Raw genomic sequence first — 15,902 nt, forward strand, 5'->3', positions numbered from 1 at the left:
ACACCCCAGGGATTTCCGGCACCTGTGGAAAACCCCTGACATGCCCCCGACGCATGCCCAGAACAGGCTCAGGACACGCTCAGAAAGTCAGCACCCCCCGAGCCACCCGCCCCGCCTCCGCGTCCGCCGCCGCCTTCTCGAAGTCCTCGACGGGGTACGTCTCCGTCACCAACTCGTCGAGCAGCAGCCGTCCTTCCCGGTACAGCTCGGCGTACAGCGCGATGTCCCGCTGCGGCCGCGAGGACCCGTAGCGGCAGCCCAGGATCGACTTGTCCAGGTACATGGACGAGACGAGGAAGGACGCCTCGGCCGTCGCCGGAGGCACGCCGAGCAGCACCGCCTGGCCATGACGGTCCAGCAGATCGATCGCCTGCCGGATCAGTTCCACCCGCCCCACGCACTCGAAAGCATGGTCCGCCCCCGTCGGCAGAACGTCCCGCACCCCCTCCGTCGAGGTGAGGAAGTGGGTCGCCCCGAACCTCCGCGCCACGTCCTCCTTCGCCGGGTTCGCGTCCACCGCGACGATCCGCAGGGCGCCCGCGATCCGCGCGCCCTGGAGGACGTTCAGCCCGATCCCGCCCGTGCCGATCACCAGCACGCTGTCCCCGCGGTCCACCTTGGCCCGGTTGAGCACGGCGCCCACGCCGGTCAGCACCCCGCACCCGATGAGCGCCGCGGACGGCGACGGGATGTCCTTCGGGATACGCACCGCCTGCACGGCCTTCACCACGGTCCGCTCCGCGAAGGCGGAGTTGGAGGCGAACTGGAACACGGGCCGCCCGCCCCGCGTGAACGGCTGCCCCGGCCGCCCGATCGCCCGTCGGCACATCGTCGGCCGCCCCCGGTCGCACTCGGCGCACGCACCGCAGTTGGCGAGCGTCGACAGCGCCACGTGATCCCCGGGCGCCACATGTGTGACACCGGCCCCGACTGCCTCGACCACCCCCGCCCCCTCATGGCCGAGCACCACAGGAACGGGGAAAGGTATGGTCCCGTCCACCACGGACAGATCGCTGTGGCACAACCCCGCCGCCGAGATCGCCACCAGCACCTCCCCGGGCCCCGGATCCCGTACGTCGAGATCGTCCACGACCTCGATCCGCGTCCCGTCGAACAGCACGCCTCGCATCACGCGGCCCCCTGTCGGCCCTTGGGTTCCCTCGGCAGACCGAGCACGCGCTCGGCGATGATCGTGCGCTGGATCTGGTCGGAGCCGCCGTAGATCGTGTCGGCCCGCGAGAACAGGAACAGGTGCTGGAACGCGTCGAGTTCGTACGACGCCGAAGCCGACCACTCCGCCGGCCCGACCGCCCCGCCGGCGCCCCGCACCAGCATCGCCAGCTCCCCGAGCCGCTGATGCCAGCCGCCCCACAGCAGCTTGGCCACACTGGGCGCCCCGGCATGACCCGCACCCGAACTCCCCAGCGTGCGCAGGGCGTTCCAGCGCATCACCCGCAACTCGGCCCACAGCCGCACCAGCCGCTCCCGTACGACGGCATCACGCACCGCCCCGGACTCGACGGCCGCCCGCACCACCCGCGCCAACTCCTTGGCGAACCCGATCTGTTGAGCAAGTGTCGAGACGCCCCGCTCGAACCCGAGCAGACTCATCGCAACGCCCCAGCCCCCGCCCTCACCCCCGACAACGTGCTCCACGCGCGCGCGTGCCCCGTCGAAGAAGACCTCGTTGAAGTCGCTCGTCCCCGTCAGCTGCCGGATGGGCCGCACCTCGATCCGCCCGGGCTGCTCCATGGGCACGAGCAGGAAGGTGAGCCCGTGATGACGCCTGGACCCCGGCTCCGTGCGGGCGAGCACGAAGCACCAGTCCGCCTCGTGGGCGAGAGACGTCCAGATCTTCTGCCCGGTGATCCGGTACGTCCCGTCCGAGCACCGCTCGGCCTTCGTACGCACCCCGGCCAGATCCGACCCCGCCCCGGGCTCGCTGTACCCCTGACACCAGAGTTCCTCCCCGGCCGCGACCGGGGGCAGAAACCGGGACCGCTGCTCCTCGGTGCCGTGCGCGAGAAGGGTCGGGGCGAGCAGGTTCTCCCCGATGTGCCCGGAGCGCGGAGGCGCACCCGAGCGGGCGTACTCCTCGGCCCAGACAACCTGCTGGGTAAGCCCGGCGGTCCGGTTGCCGTACCCGCCCTCGGCCCACCCGAGCCCGATCCAACCGGCCTTGCCGAGGGTCCGCTCCCAGGTACGACGATCGAGTGACCCATCGACATGCGCCGCAAGCCACTCCCTCGCCTCCGCCCGGAAGGCCTCATCCTCGCCGCTGAAACCAAAGTCCACGGACCTCTCCTCTCAACCCCGGCGAGTCCGACTCCCCAGGGGCGCGGGGAACTGCGCGACAAGCCACAGACAACCCGCAGCCGCCATCCGCCAGAACCTCCCGAGTTATTGGGCGTTCGGCCTGTCCCCCCGCGCGGCGGCCCGTGACATCTCCGCCACCCGCGCAAGCATCGGCATCGGATCCACCCCCACCGACCCCGGCAAGAACTCCGCGATCGTCTCCGGCGTCCACCCGCCGGAGGCATACGCGGCCCGCAACTCCCTCGGCTGCGCCCACACCGCGATCTTCGGCCCGGCGATCGTGTACACCTGCCCCGTGATCTCCTGCTCCCGGGCCTTCTCCGACAGCAGGTAGACGACCAACGCGGCGACATCCTCCGGCTCACCGATCTCCGCCAGCTCCATGGGCACGTTCGCCGACATCCGCGTACGAGCCACGGGCGCCACCGCATTGGCGGTCACCCCGTACTTGTTCAAGCCGAGCGCGGCGCTCCGCACCAGCGAGATGATCCCGCCCTTCGCGGCGCTGTAGTTGGCCTGCGACACCGAGCCCTGGTGGTTGCCGCTGGTGAAGCCGATCAAGGTCCCCGCCCGCTGCTGCCGCATCACCGCGGAAGCCGCCCGGAACACCGTGAAGGTGCCCTTGAGATGAGTGGCGATGACCGGGTCCCACTCCTCCTCGGTCATGTTGAACAGCATCCGTTCGCGCAGGATCCCGGCGACGCACACGACCCCGTCGAGCCGCCCGTACGAGGCCAGCGCCACGTCGACGACCCGCTGCCCGCCCGCCATCGTGGAGATGTCGTCGGCCACGGCGACCGCGTCGCCGCCCGCCGCCGCGATCTCCTTGACCACGGACTCGGCGATCTCGCTCGTCGGCGAGCCGCCGTCCATCGAGACGCCGTAGTCGTTGACGACGACCCGCGCCCCCTCGGCCGCCGCGCCCAGCGCGACCGCCCGGCCGATGCCCCGCCCGGCGCCCGTCACGGCGATCACCCTGCCTGCCAAGAAGTTCCCCACGCCGGCCCCTTCCCGCGGTTTCTGACGGACCGTTAGATTTTATGACCCGTGAGACAGTCGGAGACAAGCCCCAGGGAGGACGGATGTCGCTGCCGGCCGAGTTCCACGACATCGCCAAGCGCGTGAACAACTGGGGCCGTTGGGGGGCCGACGACGAGATCGGCACCCTCAACCTGATCACCGACGAGGTCGTCCGCGAGGCCGCGACCTGCGTACGGAGCGGTCGCCGGGTACCTCTGGCCCTCCCCCTCCAACACGACGGCGTGCAGACCGGACTGATGCCGGGCCGGGTCAATCCCCTGCACGCCATGGTGCAGATCAACCAGGAGATCTTCGGGCCGGGCACGGTGGCGTGCAGCGACGACGCCGTGACCATGGGCCTGCAGGCCGCCACCCACTGGGACGCGCTCACCCACGTCTCGCACTCGGGCCGGCTCTACAACGGCCGCCCGGCCGGCACCGTCACGCCGCACGGCGGGGCGGAGTTCAGCGGCATCGACAAGGCACGGCACATCGTCTCGCGCGGGGTGCTGCTCGACGTGGCCCGGGCCCGCCACAAGGACCGCCTCGACGGTGGGTACGCCGTCACTCCCGAGGACCTGGAGGCCGCCGAGGAACTCGCGGGCACGCGCGTGCGTGCCGGTGACATCGTGCTCGTCCGGACCGGGCAGATGCAGGTGTATCTCGCGGGCGACAAGCACGCGTACAGCCATCCGTCGCCCGGCCTGTCGATCCGTACCCCGGAGTGGTTCCACGCGCGCGATGTCGCCGCGGTCGCCAACGACACCCTCACCTTCGAGGTCTTTCCGCCCGAGATCGAGGATCTGTGGCTGCCCGTACACGCGCTCGATCTGGTGGAAGTGGGGATGATTCAGGGCCAGAACTGGAATCTCGAAGAGTTGTCCACAGCCTGTGGACAAGAAAGTCGCTACGCGTTCCTGTTGTCAGCGATGCCCGAACCCTTCGTCGGCGCCACGGGAACCCCGGTGGCACCCGTCGCGATCCTCTGATCCGCCAAGGCCCCAGGCCGCCAGGCCGCCAGGCCGCATGCCTCCAATGACCGTCGGACGGCGACGCACCACTGCCCGCCCCGAGCACGGCACCGCGCCGCCATCCGACTCCGGCGCGCCCTCCCCCACTCTCGACTTCGCTCGAGCGGGGGGACCCCCATCGATCCCTCCTGGCCCTGAAAGAACCGACGCCGAATCACGACCCGCACTCGGCGAGGGCTCCCGTCACCGAACCCCTCGTCGTCCCCTCACGGCGAATCGCTGACCACAAGCGTGTTCAAACGGTCACGCGGCGTCAACACCTGTTCGGGGATTTATCACTTACACCCGTTTTGCCGTGGCCGCGCACAGAAGCACGTCCGGCGCACGGATTGACCGCCCACAAAGGGACGACAGCGCTTTCTGCGACCGCGCGCCGGACCACCGGCATTTTCACGGGACCCGAGTCCACCGTGCGCCGGTTCACACCGCCTCGAAGGCCAGCCCCTCGTACGCCGAAGCGCCGTCCCCGTAGGTCGTCGCGCCCTCCTCGGGCCCTGAACACCGGTCCAGTTCGCACCAGATGCGCTTGCCGGCACCTTCCGGACTCCAGCCCCAGCGGTCGGCGAGTCCGTCGACGAGGGCGAGGCCCCGGCCACCCGTCTGGTCACCGTCCACGCAGCGCGGCACCGGGGCGCGGTCGCTGCGGTCGGCCACCTCGAGGCGTACGGTGGCCGACTCCGCCTCGACGGGCGGCAGGGACAGTCGCAGCACGGCCGGACAGCCGGTGTGGACCACGGCGTTGGTGACGAGTTCGGAGACGAGCAGGATCAGGGTCTCCGCGAGCGACTCGTCGTCCCCTATGCCGGACCCGGCAAGGCGCGAGCGGGCCCACCTTCGGGCTCGCCCCACCTCGGCGGGGTCGGGCCGGATCTCCAGCTGCACTTGAAGCACCTGCACCGCTCACACCATCCGAACCGGCGGACACATAGCCTCGCGCCTCACGAGGGCCACGATCGTAGCCATTTTTTGCGTGGCCACAACAATGGCCAAAGCCGGGGTCACGGAACGTGAATCCCTTATGAGACAGCATGGTTGACGTACAGTCACCCCAACAAGCGCTTCGGGCATATTCCAGCGCGAAGGAGTACCCGTGCGGGATACTGTGCGACGCTCGTCGGGGGAAGTCGAACAAGCAGAGGCCGACGGCCTTTCTGCCCTGCGAACAGCGGCGCGCACCGCCGGATCCGGAGCCGCCTCCAAGGCAACTCCGGCATGGCTCGTGCTCGGAACCATTCGCATCTCACACAAGGTACCGGAGCGGCACTCCGACTCCGGGACGTGACGAGTCACACCTAGGACACAACCCGATATCAACGCTCCGTGATTCCGGTATGCCACAATCCGCGACATCCGTCCGGGCGGCCCCGGCGATATCCCAGCACACTCGCCTTTCCGCCCTTCAGCCCGCCAGATCGGCCGCGAGGATTTCCTCACTCTCCGTGTTCGCACTGCCACGCTGGGACCGCACCCAGGCACGTTTCAGATGCAGGTGAACCTCGCTCTCCCAGGTGAACCCCATCCCTCCGTGTACCTGGAGGCAGTCCCGGGTGCCGTGCACGGCGGCCTCGTCGGCGAGCAGCCGGGCCGCCGCGATGTCCACCGGGTCGGTGGTAACGGCCGCCGCGTACACCGCGGCCCGGGCCGTCTCCGCCCGCACCAGCATCTCGGCGCACAGATGCTTGACCGCCTGGAAGGCCCCGATCGGCTGCCCGAACTGCTCACGGGTCCGGGCGTGTTGCACGGCCAGCTCGCACGCGCGCGTGGCGGTGCCCAGCTGCTCCGCCGCGGTGAGGAGGACGGCGACCGAGTCCGGCGAGCCCACCGCGGCCACCCGGTGCAGCGGCGTCAGCGGATCCACCGACCGCAGCGGTACGGCACCGGCAGCCTCCCCTCGTACGACGTCCGCCTCCGCCAGCCACTCCACCAGCCCTCCGTCGACGGCGGCCACGACCGTCTCCCCGGTCGCCGCCCCCGGCACGGCCCCCGCCGCGAGATGCGTGGCCACCAGCGGCCCGGGCAGCAGCACCCGGCCCGCCTCCTCGAAGGCCAACACCGCCTCGGGAAGCCCGAGTCCGACGCCGCCGTCGGCCTCCGGCAGCCGCAGCGCGAAGAACCCGGCCGCGCCGAGCTCCCGCCACAGGACGCGGTCCAGTCCCGGCGCCGCTACGGCCGCCCACAGCGCCTCGCGGTCGAAGCGGCGTGTCAGCAGCCCTCGTACGCCGTCCCGCAAGGCCCGCTGGTCCTCGGTCAGCCGGAAGCGCATGTCATCGTCCCTTCGGCAGCCCGAGGATCCGCTCGGCCACGATGTTCCGCTGGATCTGCGAGGTCCCGGCCGCGATGGTGTAGGACAGCGAGGACAGCCGGTCGAGGGTCCACTCCCGGTCCAGGTCGAGACAGTCGGGGCCGAGGACGTCGGCGGCGGCGTCGTACAGCTCCTGGCGGGCGTGCGAGTACCGCAGCTTGAAGACCGAGCCGCCCACGCCCGGTACGCCGCCGCTCGCCTCCGCCTCGCTCACGTTCCACTGCGTCAGCCGCCACAGGGCGCGGAACTCGGCATTGAGCCGGCCCAGCCGCCGCCGGAGCACCGGATCGTCCCAGCGCCCGTTCTCGCGTGCCGTCCGGGCGAGTTCGCCCAGCACGCGGCGACAGGCGACCACCTCGCCCACGAAGGCCGTGCCGCGTTCGAAGGACAGCGTCACCATGGTCACGCGCCAGCCGTCGTTCTCGTCGCCGACCCGGTTGGCGACCGGCACCCGCACCTCGTCGAGGAACACCTCGGCGAACTCCGCGGACCCGGCGAGCGTTCTGAGCGGCCGTACGGTGATGCCCGGGGCGTCCATCGGCAGGGCGAGCCAGGTGATGCCCCGGTGCTTGGGCGCGTCCGGGTCGGTCCGGACCAGCAGTTCGCACCAGTCGGCGACTTCGGCGTGCGAGGTCCAGATCTTGGAGCCGGTCACCACGTAGTCGTCGCCGTCCCGGCACGCGCGCGTGCGCAGCGCCGCGAGGTCGCTCCCGGCGTCCGGTTCGCTGAAGCCCTGGCACCAGACCTCCTCGCCGCGCAGCACGGGCGGCAGCCAGCGTGCCCGCTGCCCGGGCGTCCCTTCGGCGGCGATCGTCGGTCCGGCGTGCAGCAGTCCGACGAAGTTGGCGCCCACATAGGGTGCGCCGGCGTTCTCGGTCTCCTCCAGGAAGATCAGCTGCCGGGTCGGGGTGGCGCCCTGGCCGCCCGCGTCGACGGGCCAGTGCAGACCGGCGTACCCGGCGTCGTGGAGCATGCGCTGCCAGCCGAGGTCGTAGGCGCGGCGCCCGGGCCAGTCGTCGGGCGACGGCTTCGGCGGCAGCGTGGGCAGCGCCTTCGCCAGCCACTCCCTCAACCGCGCCCGGAACTCCTCCTCTTCGGGCGAGTACGCGAGATCCACGAGCAGCCCCCTAAGGCATGTATCTGACGTTCCATCAGATCTGGCTCCCGGGAAGGCTAGCCCCGCACCCCTGGACCGACAAGGCGCCCGGCCCTACGCTCTGCCCACCATCTGACTGTCCGTCAGCTACACAGGGGGCCGTTGTGAACGACACCGCCCGCGCGCTCAGCTCCGCCCGCACCCTCTGGGACCTGGTCACCCGCCGCGCCGACCTCACCCCCGACCGTCCGGTCCTCCTCCAGGAGGAGCGCGCGCTGAGCTTCGGAGAGCTGCGCAACCGGGCCGAGCGGGTCGCAGCGGGCCTGTACGACCTCGGCGTACGCCCCGGCACGGTCGTCGCCTGGCAGTTGCCCACCCGCATCGAGACGGCCCTGCTGTCCTTCGCGCTGGCCCGCCTGGGCGCCGTACAGAGCCCGGTCATCCCGTTCTACCGGGACCGCGAGGTCGCCTTCGCGCTGCGCGAGTCGAAGGCGGAGTACTTCGCGGTGCCGGGCGAGTGGCGCGGTTTCGACCACACGGAGATGGCACGGCGGCTCGGTGCCAAGGGGATCATCGAGGCGTACGACCGCCTGCCCGACGGCGACCCGTCCGTCCTGCCCGCGCCGCCCGCCGAGGGCACCTCGGTCCGCTGGATCTACTGGACCTCGGGCACCACCTCGTCCCCCAAGGGCGTGCTGCACACGGACCGTTCCCTGATCGCGGGCGGCTCCTGCCTCGCCCACGCGCTGCGGCCCACCGCGTCCGACGTCGGCTCGATCGCCTTCCCGTACGCCCATATCGGCGGCCCGGACTACCTGGTGATGCTGCTCCTGTACGGCTTCCCGGCGGTGATGTTCGAGCAGTTCGCGCTGCCGGACGCGCTGGAGGGCTGTCGCAGGCACGGGGTGACGATCGCGGGCGGATCGACGGCGTTCTACTCGATGTTCCTCGCCGAGCAGCGCAAGCAGCCGGGCGTCCCGGTCGTTCCGTCCCTGCGGCTGCTCGCGGGCGGCGGGGCGCCCAGGCCGCCGGAGCTGTACCACGCCGTCGTACGGGAGATGGGCGTGCAGCTGACCCACGGGTACGGCATGACCGAGGTGCCGATGATCACGATGGGAGCGCCCGACGACACGGCCGAGATGCTGGCGACGACGGAGGGGCGGCCGCCCGAGGGGATGGAGATACGGATCGTGGACGGGGAGGTGCGGTTGCGGGGCGAGGCCGTGTGCCGGCGCTACCTGGACCCGGCGCAGACCGCCGAGGCCTTCGACGAGGAGGGGTTCCTGCGCACCGGGGACCTCGGGCGGCTGACCGGCACCGGCCATCTGGTCCTCACCGGCCGGCTCAAGGACGTCATCATCCGCAAGGGCGAGAACGTCTCGGCGAAGGAGATCGAGGACCTGCTGCACCGGCATCCGGGCGTCGGGGACGTGGCCGTCATCGGCCTGCCGGACGCGGAGCGCGGGGAGCTGGTGTGCGCGGTGGTGGAACAGCCGCCCGGCGCCGAGAAGTTGACCCTGGCGGCGGTGACCTCGTACCTGCGTGCGGAAGGACTGTCGACACACAAGCTGCCGGAGCGGCTGGAGGTCGTGGACGCCCTTCCGCGCGGCGAGACACTGCGGAAGGTGCTCAAGTACAAGCTGCGGGAGCGCTATGCGGGCACGGTGGGATGAGGGCCCTTCACAGGCGTGCGGCCGCGGTCACTCGGGGACGGTGAAGTACCGCGCGAAGGCCGTCACGATCTCGGTCTCGCCGATCCTGCCGTCGCCGTCCGTGTCGAGCGCGGTCGCGGCGGCCCGGGCGACCTCCTGGGGGACGCCCAGGATGCCGAGCACGCGCGCGGTGTCCTCGACGGTGGCCGCGCCGTCCCCGTCCGGGTCGGCGACGGCGAGCGCCGCGTGCAGGAAGGGCCGGGCGATCTCGGCGAAGCCCTCGGGGTTGTCGCGCAGGCGCTTGACCGCGCCGCCCACGAACTCCTCCCGGGTGATGCGCTGGTCGCCGTCGCGGTCCGCTATGCCGGCCATGCCCTGCCAGAACGCCTCGGCACCGAGATACAGGGCCTGCCCCTTGTCGGACCGGGCCGCCGTGCCGAACTCCGTGAGCAGCGCCTTGGCCGCCACGTTGAAGTCCGCGCGGTCGATGTAGCCGTTGCCGTCCTGGTCGAAGGTGGCGAACCGGGCGGCGATCCTGCGCTCGTACTCGCTGCTGACCATGTCGTGTCGTGCCGCCTTACGTGAGGTCGGGGTTGCTCTGGCACGGAGCGTACGACGCGGCAGGCCCTCCGGGCGCGGAAAAGCGACGCTTGTGCCAAGACCGGGGGAATTCCGGGACAACGGTGTTTCAGAGCGACAGCCTGCCGGGGCTCACGCCGAGAGCGGGTCGGCCTCCTCGGCCACGGCCGACTCAAGGTCCGGATGGACGTCGAAGAGGCGGCGGACGCCCAGTGCGCCGAGGACCCGGTTGACGTGCGAGCCGTCCTCCGCGCCGTGGGCCGGGAGGATCAGGCGGAGCCGGCCCTGGCAGGAGCGCATGAGGCGGCGGGAGGCTATGAGGACGCCGACGCCGCTGGAGTCGCAGAAGAAGACCTCGGAGAGGTCGAGGACGATGCTGTGACCGCCCTCGGCGATCACGTCGTGCACCCGCTGACGCAGCACCGGCGACGTCACCAGATCCAGCTCGCCCGACACCCTGAGCACGGCCCACTCGCCCTGCCCACCACCGGTCACATTGAACGCCACCACCATGCCCTTCGCTCGCCGGAAAGCAAACGGAAGCTGTTCTTACGCTTCCTTGCAGCGCGGCTGCCCAGCGGCCGTTCCCTGAAACGCGGGCCCGAAAACGGAAACAATTCAAAATAGGCTTGTTTCCGCCGCATTCGATCCTGTTCGATCAGGTCTGATCGCGCGGTGTGTGGGTAGGCGCCGCATTCGAGGACCGTACGCGTCGAGATCCACTACCACCTCGCGGCCCCCAGGGGGCGCGCAATGGAACAAAGGGGCGTGCACGGTCCGAGGTGCCGACTACATTCAAGGAGACGGTGGGCGCAGGCTTGACAGGGACACATGCCGGAACACATGCCGGGACACGGGCAGGCTGAGGGGGCCGCATGGCGAAGAAGGACGCACCGCCCCGCTGGGACCGCAAGATGCAGCAGCGGCTCGCACGCGGTGAGGCGGCCGCCCTCGGCGAGCTCTACGACCGTTTCGCCTCCCTCGTGCACGGCCTCGCCCACCGCGTCCTCGGCGACGAACGCGCCGCCGACGGCATCACCCGCGAGGTCTTCGCCCACGTCTGGGAAAACCCCGACGCCTACGACCCCAAGCAGGGCCCCCTGCGCACCTGGGTCGCCACCCTGACCCACCGCCTCGCCGTGCAGCGGCTGCGCGCCACCGAGACCGCCGCGCTGACCCAGGAGGGCCACGGCACCACCGAGGACCTGGAGCGCAAGGTCCGCCACGCCTCGGTCGCCGCCCGCGCCGACTACATCGTGCAGTCCATGCCCGCGCCCCTGCGCGCCGCCCTGGAGCTCGCCTACTTCCAGCGCCGCGACTATCGCCAGACCGCCGCCGACCTCGACGTCACCGAGGACGAGGCCCGCCGCCGGCTCCGCCTCGGCCTGCAACTCCTCTCCACCGCCCACGACGCCGGAACACCCGGCTCGCCACCCGGATACGGGGGTGCGGCATGAGCGGAGCGGGCCGGTTCGAGGCGCACGACGAGCAGGACGAGCCTGACGGGGACGAGGGAGAGACCGGGCAGGAAGGCGAGGAGGGCCAGGAGGAGTACGACGGCTCCCGCAAGCCCGACGACGACATGGACGCCGACAACAGCCACGACCGGGGCGGGTACGGCGGCTCCGGCGACGGTCCCGGCAACGGCCCCACCCCCGGCCCCGACCCCGGCCGGTCACCCCGCATACCCATGCCCCGCTCCTCCGTCGAGGACGGCGACCGCCCGCTGCCCGCACCGGAGGAGCCGCCCCCGCCCGCCCCGCCGCTCGTCCTGGAGCACCACGTCCTGAAGGCGCTCCTCGGGGCGTGGGCACTCGCCGCCTGCTCGGCGGAGGAGACGCTGGCCGTCGAGGACCACCTCGGCGACTGCGGCAGTTGCGCGGACGAGGCCCTGCGCCTGCGCGAGGCGGTCGGCCTCCTGCAACGCCCGGAGAGCCTCGACCTGGACCCCGGCCTGCGCACCCGCGTCCTGGAGAGCTGCCTCGACCGGCGCCCGCCACGCATCCCGGTGCCCGCCTGGGCGACGCCGTACGACGCCGAGACGGCCCGCCTGGACGCCCTGCTCCAGGACATTGGCGACGCCGAATGGCACCGGCCCGTGCGGCTGCGCTGGTTCGAGGCCGACGAGGCGACGAGCCGTCGTACCACCGTCGCCGGGGTCATCGCCCACCTGCTCACCGTCGACGGGCTGGTCGCGATCGCCCTCGGTCTCGACGACCCGCTGGGCGAGGTCACCGCCGAAGCACCGACACCGACCGCGCGGACCGAGGCGTACTGGCGGGCCTCGCACTTCCCGCCGACCCGGTCGGTGCGCGTGCCCTGGCGGGAACAGAGCCACGACCTGGTGCGCACGGTGTCCTTCACCGGCGGCGGCGCCGGCCGGCTGGCCGTCCCGTACGGCGTCTTCGAGCTGCCGCTGCACGACGCGATGCTGGACCGCGCCTTCGAGTGCTGGGTGCACGCGGAGGACATCGCCGACGCGGTGGACTACCCGTACGGCCCGCCCTCCCCGCGCCACCTCAACCGCATGATCGACCTCGCGGCCCGCATGCTGCCCACCGCACTGGCGGTACGCCGCCGGACCGGGCTCGCTTCACCGGCCCACGGCCGACACCTCGTACCGGCCGGCGAGCCCGGCCGCACCCTGCGCCTCGAAATCGAGGGCCACGGCGGCGGCGAGTGGCTGATCCCGCTGGACTCCCCCGCCGCGATCGGCTCCGCCGACCACGAGATCGCCCATGTCGCCCTGGACGGCGTGGAGTTCTGCCGCCTGGCCGCGGGCCATGTGTCTCCGACGGAGGCGGCGGCGGGGCAGCTGGGTGATCGGGAGGCGATCAGGGACGTACTGTTCGCGGCGGCGAGCTTGAGCCGAATGTAGGGGCGGGTTGTGGATTCGCTGGCGGGTGCGGGTGCGTGGGGGCTGGTCGCGCAGTTCCCGCGCCCCTGTAGGGGCGTCCACTGCACGTACTTAAGGGGCGCGGGGTACTGCGCGACCAGCCCACGACTACCCGCAGCCGCCCGACAACAGAACCCCCCGAGCTCCTAGGCGAACACGACCGTCCGCCGCCCGTTCAGCAGAATCCGCCGCTCCGCATGCCACTTCACGGCCCGCGCCAGCGCCTGGCACTCCACATCGCGCCCGATCGCGACGAGCTGGTCCGGCGTCACGTCGTGTCCCACCCGCTCGACCTCCTGCTCGATGATCGGCCCCTCGTCCAGATCCGCCGTCACATAGTGCGCGGTCGCGCCGATCAGCTTCACCCCGCGCGCGTGCGCCTGGTGGTACGGCTTCGCGCCCTTGAAGCTCGGCAGGAAGGAGTGGTGGATGTTGATGATCCGGCCGTTGAGCTGCTTGCACAGGTCGTCGGAGAGCACCTGCATGTAGCGGGCGAGGACGACCAGCTCGACGTTCTCCTCGCGCACGAGCTCGAGCAGCCGCGCCTCGGCCTCCGCCTTCGTGTCCTTCGTCACCGGGATGTGGTGGAAGGGGATGTCGTACGACCCCACGAGTTCGGCGAAGTCCGTGTGGTTGGACACCACGGCGGCGATCTCCACCGGCAGCGCGCCGATCCGGGTGCGGAAGAGCAGGTCGTTCAGGCAGTGCCCGAACTTGCTGACCATCAGCACGATGCGCATCTTGTCGTCGGCCCCGTTGATCTGCCAGTCCATGTGGAAGGCGTCACCGATCGCCGCGAAGCTCGCCCGCAGTTTGTCCACGGTCACCGGCGCCTCCGCCGAGAAGTGGACCCGCATGAAGAACAGTCCGGTGTCGTGGTCGCCGAACTGCTGACTGTCCTCGATGTTGCAGCCGGTCATGAAGAGGTAGCTCGACACGGCGTGCACGATGCCCTGCTTGTCGGGGCAGGAGAGGGTGAGGACGTACTGGTCGGTGGGAGCGGCGGCTCGGCTGGACTGCGCGTTCATGCAGCACAGGGTCGCATATCCGGCGCCGGGGCCGTCCCGCCGTCTCGCTACGCAGACCGGGTCAGGATCCGCAGTACCTCGAGCGTGCTCGGCGGTGTGTCCGGGTCCTCCCCGTCGGCCGCCGCCATCCGGACGTGCGCGTCCCGCGCCGCCCGCACCGCGTCCGGCCAGCCCTCGTGCTCGACGTAGACGGAGACCGGGGCGTCCGGCCCGACCTGGTGCATGATCCGCAGCACGCGCAGGACGGCGGTGTCGACGAGGGCCGCCTCCTGGGAGTCCCGGAAGATCGTGCCGACGTACTTCTCGGCGGACCAGTTGTCCAGCCAGGTGTCCTCGACCAGGCGGTACACGGCGTCGGTGACGTCCCCGTACCCGTCGACGCCGGCCAGCCAGACGTTCTGCTGGAAGACCGGATCGGAGAGCATGTGCAGCGCGGAGCGCACATTGCTGCGCCAGCGCCACCACGGCATGTCGTTCTGTGGCATGCCGCCCATGGTGGACGAGCGACGGCCGTGACGGGAAGAGTTCTCCGAACCTTGCACGGTCATCGATCGTACGTTCTCCCCCTCGGGGGCCTCACTCCACCCCGCTGTTCACCTGCGCGTCACCGTCGCACAACCAAGGGTCACGCCCAGGTTAGCGGTGTGACGGAAGTGTGTGTGCCCATGAGCGGCAGGCGACCCATCCGCAGCACCTTCCTCCCCATGTTCACCCGGCCGGGCAGAGCCACCGCCCTCGCCTCGGGGGCCCTGGTGGCGTGCGCGTCACTGACGGCCGGTTGCGGGGTCGTCCCCGGTGCCACGGAGGGCTCCGGGGACGACCCGATCAAGGTGATGACCTGGGCACCGCAGAACACCGACGCCACCAACAAACCCGGCATGCCCGCCTTCGCGCAGGCCTACGCCCGCTGGATCAACGCCAAGGGCGGCATCAACGGCCGCAAGCTCACCGTCCTGACCTGCAACGACCGCAACGACAGCGTGGCCGCGGCGAAGTGCGCCCGGCGCGCGGTCAAGGAGGGCGTCGTCGCGGTCGTCGGCTCCTACAGCCAGCACAGCGACTCCTTCTTCCCGCCCCTGGAGGGCGAGGGCATCCCCTACATAGGCGGCTACGGCGTCACCACCGACGAGTTCACCAGCCCCCTGTCCTACCCCGTGAACGGCGGCGCCCCCACCCTCCTGGCCGGCCTCGGCAAGGCCCTCGCCCCGAACTGCGGACCCGTGGCCCTCATCCGGCCCGACACCATCGCCGGCGACGAACTGCCGGTGCTGCTCGACTCCGGTCTGACGGCGGGCGGCCACGAGGCCGCGGAGGACCTGCGGGCGGCCGAGGACGCCACCGAGTACTCGGAGAAGTCGGAAGAGGCGCTGGAGAGCATCACCACCGACCCCGAGAAGAACGGGTGCGTGGTCCCCTCGATCGGCGACCGCACCGGCACCTTCATGGACTCCTTCCGCCGCGCCCGCGAGGACTACCCGGGGGTACGCACCGGCACGGTCCTCGGCAGCGTCGACCAGACGGTGATCGACGCCTCCGGCGGACAGTCCGGGCCGTACGAGGGGTCGTACATCACCGGCTGGTACCCCGTGGAGACCGATCCGCGCTGGGACACCATGAAGAAGGTCATCAGCGAGAAGGCCTTCGGCGACAACCGGATCGACCCCGCGGACGCCGGTGTGCAGACGACCTGGATCGCCTACACGGCGTTCAAGGCGGCCGTCGAGTCCCTGGGCGACGGAGAGATCAGGGCCGACGCCGTGCGCCGGGCCCTGGACGACGGGCTCGAGGTCGACACCGACGGTCTGACGCCGACACTCCGCTGGGAGTTCCAGGCCGAACTCGCCTCCGTCGGCTTCCCACGCCTGGTCAACACCGACGTGACCCTGCAGGTCGTACGGAACGGGCGGCTGGTGTCGGCGAAGAAGGGCTTCACCGACGTGACGAACACGTTGAAGAACGCCGACCTGAACTGACCGCGGGTC

At 71.0% G+C, this 15,902-nt stretch carries 15 protein-coding genes; 5 read left to right on the forward strand and 10 right to left on the reverse strand.

What is annotated here, in order from left to right; all coding sequences use genetic code 11:
* Window positions 1-79 precede the first annotated feature (79 nt).
* From QFZ76_RS23500 to QFZ76_RS23510, 3 genes are all read right to left on the reverse strand, one after another.
* On the reverse strand, window positions 80-1,129 hold the full coding sequence (locus tag QFZ76_RS23500) for a Zn-dependent alcohol dehydrogenase (RefSeq protein WP_307675602.1): 1,050 nt from the start codon (window positions 1,127-1,129) through the stop codon (window positions 80-82).
* The gene (locus QFZ76_RS23505; protein WP_307675603.1) at window positions 1,129-2,295 is read right to left on the reverse strand and encodes an acyl-CoA dehydrogenase family protein; all 1,167 of its coding nucleotides are present in this window, start codon (window positions 2,293-2,295) and stop codon (window positions 1,129-1,131) included. The genes QFZ76_RS23500 and QFZ76_RS23505 overlap by 1 nt, the downstream gene beginning before the upstream one ends.
* Window positions 2,296-2,400: 105 nt before the next feature.
* Window positions 2,401-3,315, reverse strand: coding sequence for an SDR family NAD(P)-dependent oxidoreductase (locus tag QFZ76_RS23510; RefSeq protein ID WP_307675604.1), 915 nt, complete (start codon window positions 3,313-3,315; stop codon window positions 2,401-2,403).
* 83 nt (window positions 3,316-3,398) lie between these two features.
* Here QFZ76_RS23510 and QFZ76_RS23515 point away from each other — a divergent pair, with 83 nt between their 5' ends.
* Window positions 3,399-4,325, forward strand: a complete 927-nt coding sequence (locus tag QFZ76_RS23515) for a cyclase family protein (protein ID WP_307675605.1) — start codon at window positions 3,399-3,401, stop codon at window positions 4,323-4,325.
* A 462-nt stretch (window positions 4,326-4,787) separates the two neighbouring features.
* Here the strand turns inward: QFZ76_RS23515 and QFZ76_RS23520 are convergent, their stop codons facing one another.
* The 3 genes from QFZ76_RS23520 to QFZ76_RS23530 form a co-directional block, all read right to left on the reverse strand.
* Entirely contained in the window at window positions 4,788-5,249 is a 462-nt protein-coding gene (locus tag QFZ76_RS23520; RefSeq protein WP_307680107.1) for an ATP-binding protein, read from the reverse strand.
* Between the two features lie 517 nt (window positions 5,250-5,766).
* A complete protein-coding gene (locus QFZ76_RS23525; RefSeq protein WP_307675606.1) occupies window positions 5,767-6,630 on the reverse strand; it encodes an acyl-CoA dehydrogenase family protein in 864 nt (287 codons plus the stop codon).
* A 1-nt stretch (window position 6,631) separates the two neighbouring features.
* A complete protein-coding gene (locus QFZ76_RS23530) occupies window positions 6,632-7,786 on the reverse strand; it encodes an acyl-CoA dehydrogenase (protein WP_307675607.1) in 1,155 nt (384 codons plus the stop codon).
* Window positions 7,787-7,929: 143 nt separating this feature from the next.
* Between QFZ76_RS23530 and QFZ76_RS23535 the strand changes: the two genes are divergently transcribed.
* Entirely contained in the window at window positions 7,930-9,438 is a 1,509-nt protein-coding gene (locus QFZ76_RS23535) for a class I adenylate-forming enzyme family protein (protein ID WP_307675608.1), read from the forward strand.
* 27 nt (window positions 9,439-9,465) lie between these two features.
* Here the strand turns inward: QFZ76_RS23535 and QFZ76_RS23540 are convergent, their stop codons facing one another.
* Together QFZ76_RS23540 and QFZ76_RS23545 are read right to left on the reverse strand one after the other, a co-directional pair.
* Window positions 9,466-9,978, reverse strand: coding sequence for an EF-hand domain-containing protein (locus QFZ76_RS23540; RefSeq protein WP_307675609.1), 513 nt, complete (start codon window positions 9,976-9,978; stop codon window positions 9,466-9,468).
* A gap of 150 nt (window positions 9,979-10,128) precedes the next feature.
* Window positions 10,129-10,509, reverse strand: a complete 381-nt coding sequence (locus QFZ76_RS23545; protein ID WP_307675610.1) for an STAS domain-containing protein — start codon at window positions 10,507-10,509, stop codon at window positions 10,129-10,131.
* A gap of 362 nt (window positions 10,510-10,871) precedes the next feature.
* Between QFZ76_RS23545 and QFZ76_RS23550 the strand changes: the two genes are divergently transcribed.
* Together QFZ76_RS23550 and QFZ76_RS23555 are read left to right on the forward strand one after the other, a co-directional pair.
* Window positions 10,872-11,453 carry a sigma-70 family RNA polymerase sigma factor gene (locus QFZ76_RS23550; RefSeq protein ID WP_307675611.1) on the forward strand — a complete coding sequence of 194 codons (582 nt, stop codon included), beginning with the start codon at window positions 10,872-10,874 and terminating at the stop codon, window positions 11,451-11,453.
* Window positions 11,450-12,874: a maleylpyruvate isomerase N-terminal domain-containing protein gene (locus QFZ76_RS23555; protein ID WP_307675612.1), complete on the forward strand. Its 1,425-nt coding sequence runs from the start codon at window positions 11,450-11,452 to the stop codon at window positions 12,872-12,874. Before QFZ76_RS23550 ends, QFZ76_RS23555 begins: the two co-directional genes overlap by 4 nt.
* A 164-nt stretch (window positions 12,875-13,038) precedes the next feature.
* On the opposite strand, the gene purU is transcribed toward QFZ76_RS23555, so the two are convergent.
* Together purU and QFZ76_RS23565 are read right to left on the reverse strand one after the other, a co-directional pair.
* Window positions 13,039-13,920 carry a formyltetrahydrofolate deformylase gene (gene purU, locus QFZ76_RS23560; protein WP_307675613.1) on the reverse strand — a complete coding sequence of 294 codons (882 nt, stop codon included), beginning with the start codon at window positions 13,918-13,920 and terminating at the stop codon, window positions 13,039-13,041.
* Between the two features lie 47 nt (window positions 13,921-13,967).
* Window positions 13,968-14,468, reverse strand: a complete 501-nt coding sequence (locus QFZ76_RS23565) for a hypothetical protein (protein ID WP_307675614.1) — start codon at window positions 14,466-14,468, stop codon at window positions 13,968-13,970.
* A gap of 117 nt (window positions 14,469-14,585) precedes the next feature.
* Here QFZ76_RS23565 and QFZ76_RS23570 point away from each other — a divergent pair, with 117 nt between their 5' ends.
* Complete coding sequence (locus QFZ76_RS23570; protein WP_307675615.1) at window positions 14,586-15,893, forward strand: ABC transporter substrate-binding protein; 1,308 nt, start codon at window positions 14,586-14,588, stop codon at window positions 15,891-15,893.
* The last annotated feature ends 9 nt before the right edge of the window (window positions 15,894-15,902 follow it).

Origin of the sequence: Streptomyces sp. V4I2 (genome assembly GCF_030817655.1) — a bacterium.
Lineage (GTDB): Bacteria > Actinomycetota > Actinomycetes > Streptomycetales > Streptomycetaceae > Streptomyces > Streptomyces plumbiresistens.